The organism is Streptomyces aureus (assembly GCF_001418135.1).
In the GTDB taxonomy this organism is placed as follows: Bacteria; Actinomycetota; Actinomycetes; order Streptomycetales; family Streptomycetaceae; genus Streptomyces; species Streptomyces aureus_A.
In genome coordinates this window covers 1-19,814 of the sequence record NZ_LIPQ01000073.1, presented here as the reverse complement: position 1 = coordinate 19,814, position 19,814 = coordinate 1, and the positions used below count along the sequence as shown (strand labels likewise).

Sequence of the window (19,814 nt, the reverse complement as noted above, 5' to 3'; positions counted from 1 at the left end):
GTGCGGCCCGTCCCCGGCCCGCCCGGTGGCTTCTCCTCTTCTGGTCCGCCCCCTCACGGCTCCGCGCCGTGACGCGGGGTGGCGTTCTTCCTGCCCTGCCTCCGGAATCCTGCATTCCGCGCCGCCGGGCCACACCCCACCGTTCGACCTCTCCCGCAAGGCACCCCACGTGTTCGACGTCGCCGTCTTCGGCTCGCTGTTCCTGACCCTCTTCGTGATCATGGATCCCCCCGGGATCACCCCGATCTTCCTCGCCCTCACCTCCGGCCGTGCGGCCAAGGTGCAGCGCCGGATGGCCTGGCAGGCCGTCGCCGTGGCCTTCGGCGTCATCACCGTCTTCGGTCTGCTCGGCCAGCAGATCCTGGACTACCTGCACGTCTCCGTCCCCGCGCTGATGATCGCGGGCGGTCTCCTGCTGCTGCTCATCGCGCTCGACCTGCTCACCGGCAAGACCGACGAGCCCAAGCAGACCAAGGACGTCAACGTCGCCCTGGTGCCGCTCGGCATGCCGCTGCTCGCCGGCCCCGGCGCGATCGTCTCGGTCATCCTGGCCGTCCAGAACGCCGACGGCGCCGCCGCGCAGGTCTCCGTCTGGGCCGCCATCGTCGCCATGCACGTCGTGCTCTGGCTGACCATGCGGTACTCGCTGCTGATCATCCGGGTCATCAAGGACGGCGGCGTCGTCCTGGTCACCCGGCTCGCCGGCATGATGCTCTCCGCCATCGCGGTGCAGCAGATCATCAACGGCATCACGCAGGTGATCCAGAACGCCTGACGCGCCGGGGAGGGCGCCCGTCGGCGCGCCGGACCCGGACACCACTGCGCCCCCGTACGGATTCCGCTCTTGCGAAGTCCGTGCGGGGGCGCGGTGCGTGGTGTGGACCGGGCCTGTTATGAGGCCGAGGTCTCGGCGGGGCGGATCCAGATGCGCTGGCCGATCGAGGCGGCCTGCTGCACGATCCGGTTGACGGAGGCGGCGTCCACGACGGTCCGGTCGACGGGCGTGCCGTCGATGTCGTCGAGTCGCAGGATTTCGAAGCGCACAGGCTTCTCCCTTCGTCTGAGTTGATCCTCCTGGTGGAGAACTGCGTTACGTATGGCTCCAACGACATGCATCCTGCAAACATTCCTTACGCTAAGGAAAATTTTCGGATGTCTAACTACTGATGGGTAGGAGGGTGTGGCGGCCGGGCCCGGAGCGGCGGAGAATGAGCCCCGTATGAACGACGCAGACACCACTCAGGTGACCGAGACCGACGCCCGCCTGCGCGCCCTCGACGCGCGCCTGGAGCGCACCAATGAGCTCCTCCAACGGATGCTGGCCGAGGTCGCCAAGACCCCCTCCACCCACGCCATCTTCGTCGACGCGGGTTACGTCCATGCTGCGGCCGGGTTGCTGGTGACGGGAACCGAGGACCGGCGCTCCTTCGACCTCGACGCCGAGGGCCTCATCGAGGCCTTCATCGACAAGGCCCGCACGATCTTCGCCGACAGCCGACTGCTCCGCGTCTACTGGTACGACGGGGCCAGACGCCGTATCCACACCCCCGAGCAGCAGGCCATCGCCGAACTGCCCGACGTCAAGGTGCGCCTCGGCAACCTCAACGCCAACAACCAGCAGAAGGGCGTCGACTCCCTGATCCGCACCGATCTGGAGTCCCTCGCCCGCCACCGCGCCATCAGCGACGCCGCCCTCGTCGGCGGCGACGAGGACCTCGTGTCGGCCGTCGAGGCGGCACAGGGCTACGGCGCCCGCGTCCACCTCTGGGGCATCGAGGCCGCCGAGGGCCGCAACCAGGCCGAGGCGCTCCTCTGGGAGGTCGACAGCCAGCGCACCTTCGAGCTCGACTTCTGCCGCCCCTACGTCACCCGCCGCCCCGTCACCACGTACGAGAACGAGGGCGAGCCGCCGCCGTCCCGCGAGGAGGTGCGGTTCGTCGGCGCCCAGATCGCGGCGACCTGGCTCGGCGAACGCGGCCGTGACCGCCTCGCCGAACTCCTGCCGGGCGCGCCCTATCTGCCGGGGTCCGTCGACCAGGACCTGCTCGTCGAGGCGGAGCGCCTCCTCAGCCGGTCCCTGCGCGGCCACGCCGCACTCCGGCGCGCCCTGCGGGACGGCTTCTGGCAGCACCTCAAGGGGCAGTTCTGACGGCTGCCCGCGGGAGCCGCGGTCAGCGGGCGGTGCTGCCCACTCCGGTGGGGGCCGCCGTCCGCTCCCAGAAGCCGGTGAGGCAGTCCGTCAGCTCCTGCGGGTGCGACACGTTGGGGGAGTGGCCGGCATCCGCCACCACCGTGTGGTGCGCGCCCGTGCGGGCGGCCGTCGCCGCGAGCGTGGCCGTGGGCCAGACCATCTCGTCCGCGCCGTACGCGATGTGCAGCGGCATCCGCAGCGCGGCGAGGTCCGCCGTACCGTCCTGACGGCTGAGCAGCAGCCGTCCAGCGCCCGCCAGTTGCGCGATCCGGGTCCGCATCCAGCGCCGTCGCAGGAACCCCGCGAGCTCCGGCGCGTCGTCCGTGTCCGGTTCCTCGCCCCGGCTGTCCAGCCAGCACATCGCCTGCCACACCCGCTCCTTCGGCAGGAACGCGAGGGCGACGCGCAGCACGCGCACCCGGACGCGCTGCGGCCCGGCGACCCGGCCGGGGCCCGAGGAGAGCAGGGTGAGGGAGCGGAAGGCTGCGGGGGCGAGCGAGGCGGCCGCACGGGCCACCAGGCCGCCGAACGAGTGGCCGAGCAGATGGACCGGGCCGTCGCCGAGCGCCGAGGCCTGCGCGACCGCGTCGAGCGCGAGCGCCCTGCGGCGGTATCCGGCCCGGCCGCGGGGGCCCGGGGACTGGTACTGACCGCGCCCGTCCACCGCCACCGCCCGGTATCCGGCCTCGCTCAGCGGACCGAGCAGGGCCAGGAAGTCCTCCTTGCTGCCGGTGTACCCCGGCAGCAGCAGCACCGTCCCGCGCCGCACGCCGCGCGGCTCCATGTCGAGCACGGCGAAGTCGCCCCGCGCGGTCACGAGGTGGTGGGCACGGGTGCCGGGCGGCAGGACGAGGGACCGGGGCTTGCTCATATCTGGACTGTAACCGTGCGCACCGGGACCGGCCCGGGGCGCCCGTCCCCACGGGGCGCTTCCGGGTCACACGACCGCGGCCCGGCCCCCCTGGAGAGGGGCCGGGCCGCGGTCGTGAGGTGGGGCGGGATCAGCTCTCGGGCTGAGCGGCCGCCGCCTTCTTGGTGGTGCGGCGGCGCGGGGTCTTCGGGGCCTCGGCGGCCTCGGCGACCGGCTCCGCGGCGGCCTTCTTCGTCGTACGGCGACGGGTCGGCGCCTTCGGCTCCGAGGCGTCGGGCGCCTCGGCGACGACGGCCTTCTTGGCCGCGCGACGACGGGGAGCCTTCGGGGCCTCCTCGGCGGCCGGGGCCTCGACGGCGGCGACGGTCTCGGCGACCGGCTCCGCCACGGCCTTCTTGGCGGTACGGCGACGGGGGGCCTTCTTCGGCTCCTCGGCGGCCGGGGTCTCGGCGACCGGGATCTCGACGACGACGGCCGGGGCGGCCTCGGCGACCGGGGCCTCGGCGACGACGGCCGGGGCGGCCTTGGCGACCGGGGTCGTGACGATCACGGTCGCGGCCGCGGTCGACGTGGCCGGCGAACCGGCGGCCTTGCGGACCACACGGCGACGCGCGGGCTTCTTCGGCTCCTCCTCGACGACCGGCGCGGGCGCCGGCTCGACGACGGGCTCGACGACCGGGGTGGAGGTCACCGGCGAACCGGCGGCCTTCCGCACCACACGGCGGCGACGCGGCGCGGGAACCTCGGCCGTGACCGCGGCGGCGGCCTCGACGACGGGCGCGACGGCAGCCGCGACCGGCTCGGCCACCACCGGAGCGGCGGCGACGGTCCCGGCGACCGGCTCCGCCACGGCGCTCTTGGCGGTACGGCGACGGGGGGCCTTCTTCGGCTCCTCGGCGACCGGGGCCTCGACCACCGGGGCCTCGACCACCGGTGCCACGGCGACCGGGGCCTCGACGACGGGCGCCTCGACGACCGGCGCGGCCTTCGCGGCACGCAGGGCGGCCGCGGCCGTCTCGACCGTCTGGAACGACACGGTGTCCTCGACCGGTCGGGCCACCCGGGGACGACGACGGCGCGGGGCCGGGGCCGGCTCCTGGGCCACGGGGGCCGGGGCGGTGCGCACGGCCTCAGGGCGGGCGGCGGTACGGCTGCGGCGGCGCGGGGCCTTCGGCTCGGCGGCCGGGGCCTCGGCCACGGGGGCCTCGACGACGACGGCCTCGGCCACGGGAGCCTCGGCCACCGGCGCCGGAGCGGCGTCCTCGACCGCGGTCCGGGCGGCCGGAGCCTTCCGCTCGGCCTGGACGACCGTCGCGGGCGCGGCCTCGGCGGCCGGGGCCGTCTGGGCCGTCTGGGTCACCGGAGCGGAGCCCGGGGCGCCGACACGGGTGCGACGGCGGCGGCGCGGGGTGCGCGGGCCGGACTCGGTCTTCGCCTCGTCCGTCACCGGCGCGGACTCGACGGCCGGGGCCGCGGAGGCCGCCGACGCCGTGGCGTCCAGCTCGCCGCCACGGGTACGCCGGCGCTGACGCGGGGTCCGCGTCCGCTCCGGGCGCTCCTCGGTCCGCTCGGTCCGCTCGGTCCGGTCGTTCTTCGGGCCGCGCGCACGGCGTCCGCCGGGCTCGCCCAGGTCCTCGAGCTCCTCCGCGCCCAGACCCGCACGGGTCCGCTCGGCGCGGGGCAGGATGCCCTTGGTGCCCGCCGGGATGTCCAGCTCCTCGAACAGGTGCGGGGACGAGGAGTACGTCTCGACCGGCTCGTGGAAGTCCAGCTCCAGCGCCTTGTTGATGAGCTGCCAGCGCGGGATGTCGTCCCAGTCGACCAGGGTCACCGCGGTGCCCTTGTTGCCCGCGCGGCCGGTGCGGCCGACGCGGTGGAGGAACGTCTTCTCGTCCTCCGGCGACTGGTAGTTGATGACGTGGGTGACGCCCTCGACGTCGATGCCACGGGCGGCGACGTCGGTGCAGACGAGCACGTCGACCTTGCCGTTGCGGAAGGCGCGCAGCGCCTGCTCACGGGCGCCCTGGCCGAGGTCGCCGTGGACCGCGCCCGAGGCGAAGCCGCGACGCTCCAGCTGCTCGGCGATGTCGGCCGCCGTGCGCTTGGTGCGGCAGAAGATCATCGCGAGCCCGCGGCCGTTGGCCTGCAGGATGCGGGAGACCATCTCCGGCTTGTCCATGTTGTGCGCGCGGTAGACGTGCTGCTTGATGTTGGCGACGGTCGCGCCCTCGCCGTCGGGCGAGGTGGCGCGGATGTGCGTCGGCTGCGACATGTAGCGGCGGGCCAGGCCGATGACCGCACCCGGCATGGTCGCCGAGAACAGCATGGTCTGACGCTTCGCCGGAAGCATGTTGATGATCTTCTCGACGTCGGGCAGGAAGCCCAGGTCGAGCATCTCGTCGGCCTCGTCCAGGACGAGGACCTTGACGTGGGACAGGTCGAGCTTGCGCTGGCCGGCCAGGTCGAGCAGACGGCCGGGGGTGCCGACGACGACGTCGACGCCCTTCTTCAGCGCCTCGACCTGGGGCTCGTACGCGCGGCCGCCGTAGATGGCGAGCACCCGGACGTTGCGCACCTTGCCGGCGGTGAGCAGGTCGTTGGTGACCTGCTGGCACAGCTCGCGGGTGGGGACGACGACGAGCGCCTGCGGGGCGTCGGTCAGCTGCTCGGGCTTGGCCCGGCCGGCCTCGACGTCCATGGGGACGGTGACGCGCTCCAGGATCGGCAGACCGAAACCGAGGGTCTTGCCGGTGCCGGTCTTGGCCTGGCCGATGACATCGGTGCCGGTCAGGGCGACCGGAAGGGTCATCTCCTGGATGGGGAAGGGGTTGACGATGCCGACCGCCTCAAGGGCTTCGGCCGTCTCGGGAAGGATTCCGAGGTCTCGGAAAGTCGTAGTCAGGGTGCTGCCTCTTCTGTGGACGCGGTGCGAGGCGAACGAAGGGGGTCGTACCGTGCCGGGAACTGCCGGCGCGATCGGGGGATCGCAGCCGGGTGGCACGGGACCACTGCCGTCGCTCGAGCGTCGTACCGCTGAGGTGACCCTTCCGCGGGTCCGCCGGAAGGGCTGTCGGGCCGGAGCCGATCGGGCCACCGACCGGGCATCCTCATTCATGAGTCGGCCCACTGGATACGTCCGAACGTGCGAAAGCATGTCCGCATACTCAGCAGGCGCCTTATCACTGTACCCCGGAATCGTGCATGTGTGTTGGGAGAAATGGTGATGAGGGCACGGTCACACTGACTGACCAGCGCCTTCCCTCGGTGCCCGAGCGGGCTATTGTGCGCTCCATGGAGACGCCTGACAACGCCACACCCACCGGGATCGCAGCCAAGGACTGGGCGACGGCTTCCGCCGAGCCGCAGTACCGCGCCGCCGTGATCGACCTCCTCGGCGCCCTCGCCTACGGAGAGCTCGCGGCCTTCGAACGGCTCGCCGAGGACGCCAAGCTGGCGCCGACCCTCGCGGACAAGGCGGAGCTGGCGAAGATGGCCTCCGCCGAGTTCCACCACTTCGAGCGGCTGCGCGACCGGCTCGCCGCCGTCGACGCCGAGCCGACCGCGGCCATGGAGCCCTTCGCCAAGGCACTCGACGACTTCCACCGCCAGACCGCGCCGTCGGACTGGCTGGAGGGCCTGGTCAAGGCGTACGTCGGCGACTCGATCGCCAGTGACTTCTACCGGGAGGTCGCGGCCCGCCTCGACTCCGACACGCGTGGGCTCGTCGTCTCCGTGCTCGACGACACCGGCCACGGCAACTTCGCCGTCGAGAAGGTCCGCGCCGCGATCGACGCCGACCCGCGCGTCGGCGGCCGGCTCGCGCTCTGGGCGCGCCGTCTGATGGGCGAGGCGCTCTCGCAGGCGCAGCGCGTGGTCGCCGAGCGCGACGCCCTGTCGACCATGCTGGTCGGCGGCGTCGCGGACGGTTTCGACCTCGCGGAGGTCGGCCGGATGTTCTCCCGGATCACCGAGGCCCACACCAAGCGCATGGCCGCGCTCGGTCTGGCCGCCTGAGCCTCACCTACGAAGACGCTCCCGTACGAAGGCGTTCCCGTCGTACGGGAAGGGGGTGCGCGGCGCTGTTCACGCCGCCGCTGATCGTCGCAGCCTGCGCGAGGCGGGCCGGATCAGCAGCGAGAGCAGCACCGCCGCCACCGCCACGGCACCGATCAGGGTGGCGAGGAAGTGACCGGGGCCGAGGGCCCCGTGGGTGACGAGCGCGCCGAAGACGCCGCCCAGCGCACCGGTGGCGAGGACGATCACCCGGACGGGGAGGCGGTCGGGCAGCCGGTGCACGGCGGCCCAGGCCAGGGCGAGACCGAGCAGGGCGGAGCCGAGGGCTTCCAGGAACACTGCGGATCACCTCGCGAGGGGTGCGGGGCGGGTGGTGCGGTCGAGATCCCTCCTACCCCAGGGCTCCGGAACGCAATCCTCCCGTACGCCCTGACGTGGCCATTCGGACATCCGAGGGCACGTCGTGACGGCGCGCGCCCGGATGGCGAAGGGTCCGGTGGCCCGCACGGCGAAGGGCCGGTGGGGCCCGCACGGGGAAGAGCCGGTGGGGCCCGCACGGCGAAGGGCCCGGTGGACCGTCACGGTCCACCGGGCCCTTCCCGCAGATCCTGGGCTCAGAGCGCGCCGAAACCCACGCGTCGCACGGCGGGCTCGCCGAGCTCCACGTACGCGATCTTCTCGGCCGGGATGAGGATCTTGCGGCCCTTCTCGTCCGAGAGGCTGAGCAGCTGCGCCTTGCCGGCCAGCGCGTCGGCCACGGCGCGCTCCACCTCCTCGGCGGACTGCCCGCTCTCCAGAACGATCTCCCGGGGTGCGTGCTGCACGCCGATCTTGACCTCCACGGCTATGTCCCTCCGAACGGTCAGCGTTGCGCGAATACCGCGCCGTACGCTGCACACATTAGCCCGGTGAGGGGACGCGTACGGCTCAGCCGCCGCACGCCAGGAGCGAACAGCCCGCGGGAATGCTCAGTGACCCTCGGCGCTCAGCTGGCCGTCCGCCGCGTGCAGCGGGAAGCCGGCGATGCCGCGCCAGGCGAGCGAGGTCAGCAGTCCGACCGCCTTGTCGCGCGGGATGGCGGACCCGCTCGACAGCCAGTAGCGGGCGACGACCTGGGAGACGCCGCCGAGGCCCACGGCGAGCAGCATCGACTCGTCCTTGGAGAGACCGGTGTCCTCGGCGATGACGTCGGAGATCGCCTCGGCGCACTGAAGGCTCACCCGGTCCACGCGCTCGCGTACGGCGGGCTCGTTGGTCAGGTCGGACTCGAAGACGAGGCGGAAGGCGCCGCCCTCGTCCTCGACGTACGCGAAGTAGGCGTCCATCGTGGCCGCGACGCGCAGCTTGTTGTCCGTGGTGGAGGCGAGGGCCGTGCGCACCGCCAGGAGGAGGGACTCGCAGTGCTGGTCGAGCAGGGCCAGGTAGAGCTCCAGCTTCCCGGGGAAGTGCTGGTAGAGCACGGGCTTGCTGACGCCCGCGCGCTCGGCGATGTCGTCCATCGCGGCCGAGTGGTACCCCTGGGCGACGAAGACCTCCTGGGCGGCGCCGAGGAGCTGGTTCCGTCGGGCACGTCGCGGCAGGCGCGTGCCCCGAGGGCGTGCTGCCTCTGTCTGCTCGATGGCGCTCACGCGGCCTCCCAAAAATCGATCCATGCACGCTGTCGCGCGCGCCGCCATCGTACTTTTGGGTAACCCGGCTGTGCGCGGTGCGAACGCAGAATTTCACGGACCGGACGTCCGGGTCGACAGTCGATTCAAAATTAAACCGAACAAATCGGCGGTGGTCGTCCGCTCAGCGGTAGTCGTCCTCGTCCAGGGTGACGACCCGTGCCTGTTCGGACGAGTCCGCCTCGTTGGCCGAGTCGCGCTCGACATGGGTGAGCGGTTCGTCGTCGCGTTGCTGCAGTTCCGTGTGCTGCTCGGCAGCGTCGGCCTCCGGGATTTCCTGGTCCAGCACGACGTCCTCTTCCTCGTTGAATGTGTCCGGCTCGGTCGGATCGACAGTCATGAGGTTCCTTCCGGAGCTGCGGGGTCGCGGTCGTCTCCGATGGCCCTCTCTCCGAGCCTAGGAGCACACGCGGCTCGCCGCACACGCACCTGTGACGGCGCCCACACGTCTTCGCGCGTGATCGTCTCGTAATATTGCGGCCATGTCGTCGACCGAGCTGCCGGAAACCCGGACCGCCGCCGCGCCCTCCGCGTCGCGCCCCGCGCGCGCCGTACGGGTCGCCGACGGCGAGGAGCTCCGCTCCGTCTCGCTGCCCGGACTCACCCTCACCGTGCGTGCCCGGCCGGGCGACGAGCCGGGCCTGCCGCCCGCGCTGTACGTCCACGGCCTCGGCGGTTCCTCGCAGAACTGGTCCACCCTGATGCCGCTGCTCGCGGACCTCGTCGACGGCGAGGCGGTCGACCTGCCCGGCTTCGGCGACTCGCCGCCGCCCGACGACGGCAACTACACGATCACCGGGCACGCGCGCGCCGTCATCCGGCTCCTCGACTCCACGGGCCGCGGACCGGTCCACCTCTTCGGCAACTCGCTGGGCGGCGCCGTCGCCACCCGCGTCGCCGCGGCGCGTCCCGACCTGGTCCGCACCCTCACCCTCGTCTCGCCCGCGCTGCCCGAGCTGCGCGCCCAGCGCACGGCCTGGCCCACGGTGCTGCTCGCGGTGCCCGGCGTCGCCTCGGCCTTCGCGAGGCTCACGAAGGACTGGACGGCCGAGCAGCGCGTCCGCGGTGTCCTCGCGCTCTGTTACGGGGACCCCGGCCGGGTCACCGACGAGGGCCTGCGGCACGCGGTGGAGGAGATGGAGCGGCGCCTGGAGCTCCCCTACTTCTGGGACGCCATGGCCCGCTCCTCGCGCGGCATCGTCGACGCGTACACGCTCGGCGGCCAGCACGGACTCTGGCGGCAGGCCGAACGGGTTCTCGCGCCGACGCTCCTCGTCTACGGTGGGCGCGACCAGCTCGTCTCGTACCGGATGGCCCGGAAGGCGGCCGCTGCCTTCCGCGGCTCGCGCCTGCTGACCCTTCCCGAGGCGGGGCACGTGGCGATGATGGAGTACCCCGAGACGGTCGCGCAGGCCGCCCGGGACCTGATCGCCGATCACGGCGGGAGCTGATCCGGGGCGTGGGACGACATAGTCGCAAGGGCTCCGCGCCCTCGGTGGCCGACACCGGACAACAGGCGGCGGCCGAACAGGCCCCGCCGGCGGCCGGAGCACCGGGCACGCGGCCGGCCCGCCCGCCGCAGGGCGGCACGGGACGCCGCCGCAGGACCGCGGGCGGCGGAGGCCAGGACCCGGCGGGGACCCCGGCGCACGGCACTCCGGTGTACGGGACTCCGGCGCACGGCACTCCGGTGTACGGCACTCCCGCGCACGGCACCCCTGTCCACGGGACCCCCGCGCACGGCACCCCCGTATACGGCGGGCCCGGGTACGGCGGAGGGGGCTACGACACCGGGGCGCACGCGGCCCTCGGGACCCCCGCGCACGGCGTGCCCGTCTACGGGAGCTCCGTACGGGGCGGGCATCCGCAGCACGAGGAGGGCTCCTCGCCCCGCCCGTACGCCCCGCGGCACGGCGCCTCCCGCACCCACGAGACCGAACAGGCCGCCCCCCGGGCGCCGTTCATCCCCGGCCCCCGGCGCGAGACCCTTCCCGAGGCCGACGAGCCGACAGGCAGGGGCGGCCTCGGCCGCACCCTCACCGGGGTCGCGGCCGCCGCCGTCGCCACCGTCCTCGCCGTCGTCGTCACCGGACAGGTCACCCACAAGGACGAGGCCCAGGGCGCCGCCCGCGCGGCCGAGCAGCCGGACGAGCGGGCCTCGGACGACACCTCCGCCTCCCGTTCCGACGAGCGGGCCACCCCGTCGATCCCGGTCGCGCCCGCCCCGACCGCCGCGCCGCCGCCGACGTACGAGCAGCTGATCGCCCGCCAGTACCCGATCGACCCGAAGCTCAAGGGCTCCGGCAAGTTCGCGGCCGTGCCCGGCTTCCAGAAGGCGCCAGGCAAGGGGAATCTGGTCCGCTACCGGATCGACGTCGAGGAGGGCCTCGGTCTCGATCAGAACCTCTTCGCCACGGCCGTGTTCAAGACCCTCAACGACCGCCGCAGTTGGGCGGGCAACGGCGAGATGACCTTCGAGCGCATCTCCAGCGGTGAGCCCCAGTTCGTCATCACGCTCGCCAGCCCCGGCACCACGGGCGTCTGGTGCGAGAAGTCCGGGCTCGACACCCTGGCCGAGAACGTGTCCTGCGACTCGGCACAGACGGACCGCGTGATGATCAACGCGTTCCGCTGGGCGCAGGGTTCGGAGACCTTCGGTCCCAAGGCGATGTTCGCGTATCGCCAGATGCTCATCAATCACGAGGTCGGACACCGGCTGGGGCACGGCCATGTGAACTGCAGCACTCCCGGCGCCCTCGCGCCCGTGATGCAGCAGCAGACGAAGTCCCTGAGCATCGGCGGAATCAAGTGCCGTCCCAACCCCTGGGTGCACCCCGGGAGTTGAGATCCTGCTCGACTCTTGGGTGATCACATACTGAGACGGGCGTCTCGGGAATTGTCGAACCGCGTTGACATCGTTCGCGCGTTCGTTCATATTTCTCGGCATGTCGCACCGTCACGTCGTATCCGATCGCGCCGCCTTCGAGCTGGCGCTCATCGGCGTGGCCGGACATTCCGTCGCCGACGTTCTCTGTAGCTGACGCCAGCCCGAGCGCTTCGTCGGCCCTGCCTTTCCCGCATTACCGACGATTCTCCGCGCCCGGGTGTTTCCTCCCCGCAGGCGCGGCTCCTTCTTCTGATTTCCCGTGCTCGGCCTTTCCCTTCGGATGCCGCCGCTCGCCGCTGCCTGCGTGGAATTCCCCTTCCCGTACCCGCAGTTCTCCGAGAGGTCTTCTCCGATGCGTCAATCGTCCGTCGTTTCGCGCCGCGTGGCAGCGACCGCCGTCAGTCTCGTCCTGACCCTGGGCGTCGCCGCCTGCGCGGGACCCGAGGACACCGGCGCCAAGGGCGGCACCTCCGGCAAGGCCGCGGGCGCCCCGCAGAAGGGCGGCACGCTCACCGTCCTCAACTCCGAGGCCCAGACCGACTTCGACCCCGCCCGCCTCTACACCTCCGGCGGCGGCAACGTCCCCTCCCTCGTCTTCCGTACGCTCACCACCCGCAACCGCGAGGCGGGCGCCGCCGGCACCCAGGTCGTCCCCGACCTCGCCACCGACACCGGGCGTCCCAACAAGGACGCCACGGAGTGGACGTACACGCTGAAGGAAGGCCTGAAGTTCGAGGACGGCACGCCCATCACCAGCGCCGACATCAAGTACGGCATCGAGCGCTCCTTCGCCGCCGAACTCTCCGGCGGAGCCCCGTACCTGCGTGACTGGCTCGTCGGCGGCGACGCGTACCAGGGCCCCTACAAGGCCGCGTCCGACGGAAAGAAGGGGAAGGGCCTCGCGTCCATCGTCACCCCCGACGACCGGACCATCGTCTTCAAACTGAGGAAGCCCGAGGGCGAGTTCCCCTTCGTCGCCACCCAGACCCAGTTCGCCCCGGTCCCGAAGGCCAAGGACACCGGCGCGAAGTACGAGGAGCACCCCGTCTCCTCCGGCCCGTACAAGGTCGTCAAGAACGAGAACGACGGCGAGCGCCTCACCCTGGAGCGCAACGAGCACTGGGACCCCAAGACCGACGAGGAGCGCAAGGCCTACCCGGACAGGATCGACGTCCGCTCCGGTCTCGACGAGGCCGTGATCAACCAGCGCCTCGCCACCTCCACCGGGGCCGACGCCTCCGCGATCACCACCGACACCAACCTCGGCCCGGCCGAGCTCGCCCAGGTGGGCTCCGACAAGGCCCTCGCCGCCCGCGTCGGCACCGGCCACTTCGGCTTCACCAACTACATCGCCTTCAACCCCAAGGTGAAGCCCTTCGACAACCCGAAGGTCCGCCAGGCGATCTCGTACGCGATCAACCGCACCAGCGTCGTCAACGCGGCCGGCGGCTCCGCGCTCGCCGAGCCCGCCACCACCTTCCTGCCCGAGCAGAAGGCCTTCGGCTTCACGCCGTACGACCATTTCCCGGCCGGGAAGACGGGCGACCCGGAGAAGGCCAAGCAGCTCCTGAAGGAGGCCGGCCACCCGAACGGGCTCACCGTCACCCTGCTCCACTCCACCGCCCAGAACCGCACCACCAGCCCCGAGATCGCCACCGCCGTCCAGGAGGCGCTCGGCAAGGCCGGCATCACCGTCAAGCTCGACGGCCAGCAGCCCAACTCCTTCAACGAGAAGCGCTGGAGCGTCAAGGACGCGCCCGGCTTCTTCCTCTCCCGCTGGGGTGCCGACTGGCCGGCCGGCGGCCCGTTCCTCGCGCCGATCTTCGACGGGCGCCAGATCGTCACCAACGGCTCGAACTACAACCACGCGCAGCTGAACGACCCGGCGGTCAACAAGGAGATCGACGAGATCAACAAGCTGACCGACCTCAAGGCCGCCGCCGCCCGCTGGGGAGCCCTCGACAAGAAGATCGGAGAGCAGGCGCTCGACGTGCCGCTCTTCCACCCCGTCTACAAGCGGCTCGTCGGCAAGAACGTCAAGAACGTCGTCATCAGCGACTGGACCGGCGTCCTCGACATCTCGCAGGTCTCGGTCAAGTGACCGCACTGACCGACACGACGGCGCCCGTGGCGGGCCTCCCCGCCACGGGCGCCGCCCGGCAGGTGTGGCGACGGCTCCGCACCCGCCCCGCCGCCCTCGTCTCCGCCGCCGTCCTCCTCCTGCTCGTCCTCCTCGCCGCCGGCGCACCGTTGCTGGCCGCCCTGGAGGGCCAGGACGCGAACACGTACCACGACGACCTCGTCGACTCGGCCCGCGGCGGCGTCCCGTACGGCGCCTTCGGCGGCGCGAGCGCCGACCACTGGCTCGGCGTCGAACCCGGCACCGGCCGCGACCTGTTCGTCCGCCTCCTCCACGGCGCCCGGATCTCCCTGCTCGTCGCCGTCGGCGCCACCGCCGTCCAGATCCTCATCGGCGTCCTCGTCGGCCTCGCCGCCGGCCTCGGCAACCGCTGGATCGACGGCGTCCTCGGCCGGGTCACCGACGTCCTCGTCGCCCTCCCGATGCTGGTCCTCGCCGTCGCCCTCACCGCCGTCGTCCCGCGCGGCTTCCCCCGCCCCCTGCTGCTGGTCCTCGTCATCGGCTTCCTCGGCTGGGCCGGGACCTCCCGGATCGTGCGCGCCCAGACCCTCACCCTGAAGAGCCTCGACTTCGTCGCGGCCTCCCGGCTCGCGGGCTCCGGACCCTGGCGGACCGCCCGCCGCGAGCTGCTGCCCTCCCTCGCCGCCCCCGTCATCACCTACGCGGCGATCCTGGTCCCCACCAACATCGTCGTCGAGGCGTCCCTGTCCTTCCTCGGCGTGGGCGTCACCCCGCCCACCCCGTCCTGGGGACAGATGCTGTCGACCGCGCAGACCTGGTTCCGCGCCGACCCGGCGTACGTCCTGCTGCCCGCCGGACTGCTCTTCGTCACCGTGCTCGCCTTCACCGTCCTCGGCGACGCGGTCCGCACGGCCCTCGACCCGCGCGAGGCGAGCCGGCTGCGCGTCGGCACCCGCAAGGAGGCCTCCTGATGTCCCGCTTCGTCCTCAAGCGGCTCGCGGGTGCCGCGCTCGTCCTGCTGGCCCTCTCGGTCCTCGTGTACACGCTCTTCTACCTGGCACCCGGCGACCCCGCGCGGCTCGCCTGCGGCGAGCGCTGCAACCCGCAGCAGATCGCCCAGGTCCGCGAGCAGCTCGGACTGAACGACAGCATGCTCGTGCAGTACCTGCACTTCCTCCAGGGCGTCTTCGCCGGCCGCGACTACTCCACCGGCACCTCCCTCGTGCACTGCGACGCGCCCTGCCTCGGCCTCTCGTACCAGAGCGACCGGCAGGTCACCCAGCTCGTCCTGGAACGGCTCCCCGCCACCGCGTCCCTCACCCTCGGGGCCATGGTCGTCTGGCTGGTGATCGGCGTCGGCACCGGCCTCCTCTCCGCGCTGCGCCGGGGCGGCCCCACCGAGCGCCTGCTGACCCTGCTCACCCTCGCCGGGACCGGCACCCCCGTCTTCATCCTCGGGCTGCTGCTCCTCATGGCCGTCTGCGCCTACCTCCAGTGGCTGCCCTTCCCCAGCTACGTACCGCTCGGCGAGGACCCCGAGCAGTGGGCCTGGAACATGCTGCTCCCCTGGCTCACCCTCGGCTTCTTCGAATCCGCCAAGTACGCGCGGCTCACCCGCAGTTCCACCCTGGAGACGCTCGCCGAGGACCACATCCGCACCTTCCGCGCCTACGGGGTGGGGGAGCGGTCCGTCGTCACCCGCCACGCGCTGCGCGGGGCCGTCCCGCCGGTGATCGCGGTCAGCGCCGTCGACCTCGGGTCGATGTTCGGCGGAGCCGTCCTCACCGAGTCCCTCTTCGGCATCCCCGGGCTCGGCAAGACCCTCATCGACGGCGTGAAGGCGATCGACCTGCCCGTGGTGGTGGGCGTGGTCATGGTGACGGGCACGTTCGTCGTCCTCGCCAACGTGGTCGCCGACCTGCTGTACGCCGCCGCCGACCGAAGGGTGGTCCTGACGTGACCCCGATCGTCGAAGTAACGGACCTCACCGTCGAGTTCGCCCGGTCCGGCGATCCCGTACGGGCCGTCGACAGCCTCTCCTTCACCCTCGACGAGGGCCGGGCCCTCGCCCTCGTCGGCGAGTCCGGCAGCGGCAAGTCCACCGTCGCCGGCGCCCTCCTCGGCCTCCACCGGGGCACGGGGGCGCGGGTCGGGGGGACCGTACGGGTCGGCGGCATCGACGTCGGCACGGCGGGGCCCGGCGAGCTGCGGCGGCTGCGCGGCGGAGTCGCCGCCATGGTCTTCCAGGACCCGCTGTCCGCCCTCGACCCCTACTACGCCGTCGGCGACCAGATCGCCGAGGTGTACCGCGTCCACGCCGGAGGCTCGCGGCGGGCCGCCCGCGCCCGCGCCGTCGAGGTCCTCGACCGGGTCGGCATCCCCGACGCGGCCCGCCGCTCCCGCTCCCGCCCGCACGAGTTCAGCGGCGGCATGCGTCAGCGCGCCCTGCTCGCGATGGCCCTCGCCTGCGAGCCCCGGCTCATCGTCGCCGACGAACCGACCACCGCCCTCGACGTCACCGTGCAGGCCCAGATCCTCGACCTGCTGCACGAGCTGCGGCGCGAGACGGGCACGGCGCTGCTGCTCGTCACCCATGACGTGGGCGTCGCCGCCGAGAGCGTCGACGAGGTGCTCGTCATGCGCGACGGCCGGGAAGTCGAACGCGGGCCCGTGGGCAGGGTGCTGGGCGCGCCCGCGGAGTCGTACACAAGGAGGCTGCTCGCCGCCGTGCCCCGGCTCGACGGGCCGGTGCGCGAGCCCCTGGAGAAGGGGGCGCCGCTGCTCGAAGTCCGTGACCTGCGGCGGGTGTTCGGGCGGGGGTCGAAGGCGGTGACCGCCGTCGAAGGCGCCTCGCTCACCCTCCACGCGGGCGAAACCCTCGGTGTCGTCGGGGAGTCGGGCAGCGGCAAGACCACCCTCGGTCGCATGCTCGTGCGGCTCCTCGACCCGACCGGCGGCCGACTCCTCTACGGGGGAGAGGAGATCGGAGCCCTGTCGGAGCGGGAACTGCGCCCGTACCGCCGTGAACTCCAGATGGTCTTCCAGGACCCGGTCGCCTCGCTCAACCCGCGCCGCTCCGTCGGCGAGTCGGTCGCCGACCCGCTGCGGGTGGCGGGGGAGCGGGACGAGACCCGGCTCCGGGGCCGGGTGCGGGAGCTGCTCGACCGGGTGGGGCTCGACCCCGACCGGTACGAGGCCTACCCGCACGAGTTCAGCGGCGGACAGCGCCAGCGCGTCGGCATCGCCCGCGCGCTCGCGGCCGAACCCCGGATCGTCGTCTGCGACGAACCCGTCTCCGCCCTCGACGTCACCACCCAGGCCCAGGTGACCGCGCTGCTCGCCGAACTCCAGGCCGAACTCGGACTCGGACTCGTCTTCATCGCCCACGACCTCGCCGTCGTCCGGCAGGTCAGCGACCGGGTCGCCGTCATGCGCGCGGGACGGATCGTCGAGCAGGGCACGGTCGCCGAGGTGTACGGCACGCCCCGGGACCCGTACACCCGGCAGCTGCTCGCCGCCGTCCCGTCGATCGACCCGGTCCGTGCGACGGAACGCCGGGAACTGCGCCGCGAAGGACACCAGGAACTGGCCGTCGCCTGACCCTCCGTGACCACTCCGGTGCGTACCGCGACAGAACGCTACCGGGGTGGGAAAGTTACGTGCATTCACCCCTTCTGGTGGTGCGACGGACAACCGTCCGTCGCACCCCCGGTATCTCCGCTTACGTTCTTCCCGCTGCGAGTCGCCGGACCAACGGTGGCCGCCGTCAAGGGAGATCGGGGGTGCACTCATGCGGATCGGACTGCTCACGGAGGGTGGCTACCCGTACGCCACCGGTGAGCCCGGACTCTGGTGCGATCGGCTCGTACGCGGACTCGGGCAGCACCAGTTCGACCTGTACGCCCTGGGCGGGTCCGGCACCCCGCGACCGCTCCCCCCGAACGCCCGCGTCGCCCGCACCGACGACCTGGGCGGCTCCGGCACCGGCCCGGCGGCCCGGAACCTCCTCGAACGGACCGCCTTCGGCGACCGCCGCGCCGCCCGCCGCGCCTACGGCCGGCGCGAGCGACGCCGGTTCGTCGAGGCCTTCCACCGGCTCGCGGTGGGCGTGTGCGGGGAGCACACCGCCGAGACCGGGGAGGCCGGGACCGGGGACGAGCTCGGGAGCGCCTTCGCCGACGGGCTCTACGCCCTCGCCGAACTCGCCCGCGAGCGCGGCGGCCTCCCCGGCGCGCTCCGCTCCGACGACGCCGTCCGCACCCTCGAATCCGCCTGCCGCGCGCCGGGCGCACGCCGGGGCGCGGCCGCCGCCGGGCTCCCCGACCACCTCGCCTTCGTCGAGCACCTGGAGCGCACCCTGCGCCCCCTCTCCCTCGACTGGTACACGGAGGACGCGCTCGGCGCGGCCGACCTCTGCCACGCCGCCGCCGGCGGTACCACCGCGCTTCCCGGCCTGCTGGCCAAACGCTTCTTCGGGACCCCGCTGCTCGTCACCGAATACGGCGTACAGCTCCGCTCCCACTACCTCTCGGCCGACGGCGCCGACCGCTCCGCGCCCCTGCGCACCCTGCTCGCCGCCCTCCACGGCCGGCTCGCCGCCGAGGTCTACGGCCAGGCCGCCCTCCTCACCCCCGGCAACGCCCACGCCCGCCGCTGGCAGGAGAAGTGCGGCGCCGACCGCGCCCGGATCCGCACCGTCCACCCCGGCATGGCCGCCGACCGCTTCGCCGAGGTCGGCGAGGACGAGGAGAGCGGCGACCCCGCCACCCTCGTCTGGGTCGGCCGGGTCGAACCCGCCAAGGACCTCATCGCCCTGCTGCACGCCTTCGCCGAGATCCGCGCCCGGCAGCCCGACGCTCGGCTGAGGATCGTCGCCGTACCCGTACGGGACCCGGGCTCCAGCGCGTACCTCGCCCACATCAAGGGGCTCGCAGCCCAGCTCTTCCCCGACGAGGCCGCAGGCGCGCACGCCGTCGGCGAGAACCCGGTCACCTTCGAGGAACTCGGCGGACCCGAGGCACCCACCCTGGAGGACACCTACGCCTCCGGCGCGGTCGTCGTCCTGTCCAGCGTCGTCGAGGGCTTCCCCGCGAGCCTCGTCGAGGCGATGTTCTGCGCGCGGGCCACCGTCTCGACCGACGTCGGCGCGGTCGTCGAGATCATCGGCGGCACCGGGCTCGTCGTCCCCCCGCGCAACCCCCGGGCGCTCGCCGACGCCTGCCTCGCGCTGCTCCGCGAGCCCGAGCGCCGCCACCGCCTGGGCGCCGCCGCCCGCGCCCGCGCGCTCGAACTCTTCACCGTCGAACAGAACCTCGCCGCGTTCCGCGACATCTACCTGGAACTCCTCTCCCACGCGCCGGTGCGCCACCGCCCCGGGGACGGCGTGCCCTTCGCCCACCCCGCCGAGGCGCACGTGCCGGGCAGCTGGGCGCACAAGGCCGTGGCCGGGACAGGAGCCCCCGATGCCTGAAGGAGACACCCCCATGCGCGGCTCCGCCGCCCCGACGAGCCCCGGAGCCTGGGACGCCCGCTCCGAGGCCCTCCTCGGCGCCCCCGCACTGACCCCCCGTACCGGCGGCGCCCTCGAACCGCACACCCCCGAGGGGCCCGTCGACGCCCTGCCGTCCGGGATAGCCCAGGCCCCAGGGGAGGCGACGACGCCCCTGCGGGAGGACGGGACGACGCCCGGGCCGGCGGGCGCCCACGGCCCGGCCGCCCCGCCGGAACCGTCGGAGCTGCCCGGCCCGTCCGACGTGTCCGACCCGTCCGGCCCGTCGGCCCTCTCAGACCTGCCCGGCCCGTCGGCCCTCTCAGACCTGCCCGACCTGTCCGGCGCGGACGATCCGTCCGGTTCCGCCGAGAAGGCCGGTCCCGCCCCCGCCCCGGCGTCCGACCTGCCCGGGCGGGCGCCGACGGGGCCCGCCCGGGCAGGTCGGACGCCGGGGCGGGGGCGGGACCGGCCTTCTCGGCGGAGCCGGACGGATCGTCCGCGCCGGACAGGTCGGGCAGGTCTGAGAGGGCCGACGGGCCGGGCAGGTCTGAGAGGGCCGACGGGCCGGACGGGTCGGACACGTCGGACGGGC

General features: G+C 73.1%; 18 protein-coding genes. 11 read left to right on the top strand and 7 right to left on the bottom strand.

What is annotated here, in order from left to right; genetic code table 11:
• The first annotated feature begins 169 nt into the window (after nt 1-169).
• A complete protein-coding gene (locus tag AOK00_RS07680; protein ID WP_055599557.1) occupies nt 170-775 on the top strand; it encodes a MarC family protein in 606 nt (201 codons plus the stop codon).
• 116 nt (nt 776-891) lie between these two features.
• Here AOK00_RS07680 and AOK00_RS38120 read toward each other — a convergent pair whose 3' ends face one another.
• Nucleotides 892-1,044, bottom strand: a complete 153-nt coding sequence (locus AOK00_RS38120) for a hypothetical protein (protein ID WP_086024648.1) — start codon at nt 1,042-1,044, stop codon at nt 892-894.
• Between the two features lie 175 nt (nt 1,045-1,219).
• Here AOK00_RS38120 and AOK00_RS07675 point away from each other — a divergent pair, with 175 nt between their 5' ends.
• The gene (locus tag AOK00_RS07675) at nt 1,220-2,149 is read left to right on the top strand and encodes an NYN domain-containing protein (RefSeq protein WP_055599556.1); all 930 of its coding nucleotides are present in this window, start codon (nt 1,220-1,222) and stop codon (nt 2,147-2,149) included.
• 22 nt (nt 2,150-2,171) lie between these two features.
• On the opposite strand, the gene AOK00_RS07670 is transcribed toward AOK00_RS07675, so the two are convergent.
• Both AOK00_RS07670 and AOK00_RS07665 read right to left on the bottom strand, forming a co-directional pair.
• Nucleotides 2,172-3,062 (bottom strand): alpha/beta fold hydrolase, encoded by an 891-nt coding sequence (locus AOK00_RS07670; RefSeq protein WP_055599555.1) that lies wholly within the window; start codon nt 3,060-3,062, stop codon nt 2,172-2,174.
• A gap of 130 nt (nt 3,063-3,192) precedes the next feature.
• On the bottom strand, nt 3,193-5,871 hold the full coding sequence (locus AOK00_RS07665) for a DEAD/DEAH box helicase (protein ID WP_055599554.1): 2,679 nt from the start codon (nt 5,869-5,871) through the stop codon (nt 3,193-3,195).
• 482 nt (nt 5,872-6,353) lie between these two features.
• Between AOK00_RS07665 and AOK00_RS07660 the strand changes: the two genes are divergently transcribed.
• A complete protein-coding gene (locus AOK00_RS07660; protein WP_055599553.1) occupies nt 6,354-7,076 on the top strand; it encodes a ferritin-like fold-containing protein in 723 nt (240 codons plus the stop codon).
• 69 nt (nt 7,077-7,145) lie between these two features.
• Here the strand turns inward: AOK00_RS07660 and AOK00_RS07655 are convergent, their stop codons facing one another.
• The 4 genes from AOK00_RS07655 to AOK00_RS07640 all read right to left on the bottom strand — a co-directional run bounded on the left by AOK00_RS07655 (nt 7,146) and on the right by AOK00_RS07640 (nt 9,083).
• Nucleotides 7,146-7,415: a hypothetical protein gene (locus AOK00_RS07655; RefSeq protein WP_055599552.1), complete on the bottom strand. Its 270-nt coding sequence runs from the start codon at nt 7,413-7,415 to the stop codon at nt 7,146-7,148.
• A gap of 275 nt (nt 7,416-7,690) precedes the next feature.
• Nucleotides 7,691-7,918 carry a DUF3107 domain-containing protein gene (locus AOK00_RS07650; protein WP_030207540.1) on the bottom strand — a complete coding sequence of 76 codons (228 nt, stop codon included), beginning with the start codon at nt 7,916-7,918 and terminating at the stop codon, nt 7,691-7,693.
• 126 nt (nt 7,919-8,044) lie between these two features.
• Nucleotides 8,045-8,704 (bottom strand): TetR/AcrR family transcriptional regulator, encoded by a 660-nt coding sequence (locus AOK00_RS07645; protein WP_055599551.1) that lies wholly within the window; start codon nt 8,702-8,704, stop codon nt 8,045-8,047.
• A gap of 163 nt (nt 8,705-8,867) precedes the next feature.
• Nucleotides 8,868-9,083: a hypothetical protein gene (locus tag AOK00_RS07640; protein WP_055599550.1), complete on the bottom strand. Its 216-nt coding sequence runs from the start codon at nt 9,081-9,083 to the stop codon at nt 8,868-8,870.
• Nucleotides 9,084-9,225: 142 nt separating this feature from the next.
• Between AOK00_RS07640 and AOK00_RS07635 the strand changes: the two genes are divergently transcribed.
• The 8 genes from AOK00_RS07635 (at nt 9,226) to AOK00_RS07605 (ending at nt 19,201) form a co-directional block, all read left to right on the top strand.
• Nucleotides 9,226-10,194 carry an alpha/beta fold hydrolase gene (locus AOK00_RS07635; protein ID WP_055599549.1) on the top strand — a complete coding sequence of 323 codons (969 nt, stop codon included), beginning with the start codon at nt 9,226-9,228 and terminating at the stop codon, nt 10,192-10,194.
• Nucleotides 10,195-10,202: 8 nt separating this feature from the next.
• The gene (locus AOK00_RS07630; protein WP_055599548.1) at nt 10,203-11,588 is read left to right on the top strand and encodes a DUF3152 domain-containing protein; all 1,386 of its coding nucleotides are present in this window, start codon (nt 10,203-10,205) and stop codon (nt 11,586-11,588) included.
• A gap of 100 nt (nt 11,589-11,688) precedes the next feature.
• Complete coding sequence (locus AOK00_RS41330; protein WP_317851059.1) at nt 11,689-11,784, top strand: Ms4533A family Cys-rich leader peptide; 96 nt, start codon at nt 11,689-11,691, stop codon at nt 11,782-11,784.
• A 198-nt stretch (nt 11,785-11,982) separates the two neighbouring features.
• A complete protein-coding gene (locus tag AOK00_RS07625; RefSeq protein WP_173861520.1) occupies nt 11,983-13,731 on the top strand; it encodes an ABC transporter substrate-binding protein in 1,749 nt (582 codons plus the stop codon).
• Nucleotides 13,728-14,702, top strand: a complete 975-nt coding sequence (locus AOK00_RS07620; RefSeq protein WP_055599546.1) for an ABC transporter permease — start codon at nt 13,728-13,730, stop codon at nt 14,700-14,702. The genes AOK00_RS07625 and AOK00_RS07620 overlap by 4 nt, the downstream gene beginning before the upstream one ends.
• Nucleotides 14,702-15,691 (top strand): ABC transporter permease, encoded by a 990-nt coding sequence (locus AOK00_RS07615; protein WP_055599545.1) that lies wholly within the window; start codon nt 14,702-14,704, stop codon nt 15,689-15,691. Before AOK00_RS07620 ends, AOK00_RS07615 begins: the two co-directional genes overlap by 1 nt.
• A complete protein-coding gene (locus tag AOK00_RS07610; protein WP_055599544.1) occupies nt 15,688-17,331 on the top strand; it encodes a dipeptide ABC transporter ATP-binding protein in 1,644 nt (547 codons plus the stop codon). Before AOK00_RS07615 ends, AOK00_RS07610 begins: the two co-directional genes overlap by 4 nt.
• Nucleotides 17,332-17,521: 190 nt before the next feature.
• Nucleotides 17,522-19,201 carry a glycosyltransferase gene (locus AOK00_RS07605; protein WP_055599543.1) on the top strand — a complete coding sequence of 560 codons (1,680 nt, stop codon included), beginning with the start codon at nt 17,522-17,524 and terminating at the stop codon, nt 19,199-19,201.
• Nucleotides 19,202-19,814: the final 613 nt, after the last annotated feature.

Coding starts and splice junctions, on each gene's coding strand:
- AOK00_RS07660 (WP_055599553.1), top strand. CDS start 6,354: ATGGAGACGCCTGACAACGCCACACCCACCGGGATCGCAGCCAAGGAC.
- AOK00_RS07640 (WP_055599550.1), bottom strand. CDS start 9,083: ATGACTGTCGATCCGACCGAGCCGGACACATTCAACGAGGAAGAGGAC.
- AOK00_RS07635 (WP_055599549.1), top strand. CDS start 9,226: ATGTCGTCGACCGAGCTGCCGGAAACCCGGACCGCCGCCGCGCCCTCC.
- AOK00_RS41330 (WP_317851059.1), top strand. CDS start 11,689: ATGTCGCACCGTCACGTCGTATCCGATCGCGCCGCCTTCGAGCTGGCG.
- AOK00_RS07675 (WP_055599556.1), top strand. CDS start 1,220: ATGAACGACGCAGACACCACTCAGGTGACCGAGACCGACGCCCGCCTG.
- AOK00_RS07615 (WP_055599545.1), top strand. CDS start 14,702: ATGTCCCGCTTCGTCCTCAAGCGGCTCGCGGGTGCCGCGCTCGTCCTG.
- AOK00_RS07665 (WP_055599554.1), bottom strand. CDS start 5,871: ATGACCCTTCCGGTCGCCCTGACCGGCACCGATGTCATCGGCCAGGCC.
- AOK00_RS07670 (WP_055599555.1), bottom strand. CDS start 3,062: ATGAGCAAGCCCCGGTCCCTCGTCCTGCCGCCCGGCACCCGTGCCCAC.
- AOK00_RS07625 (WP_173861520.1), top strand. CDS start 11,983: ATGCGTCAATCGTCCGTCGTTTCGCGCCGCGTGGCAGCGACCGCCGTC.
- AOK00_RS07605 (WP_055599543.1), top strand. CDS start 17,522: ATGCGGATCGGACTGCTCACGGAGGGTGGCTACCCGTACGCCACCGGT.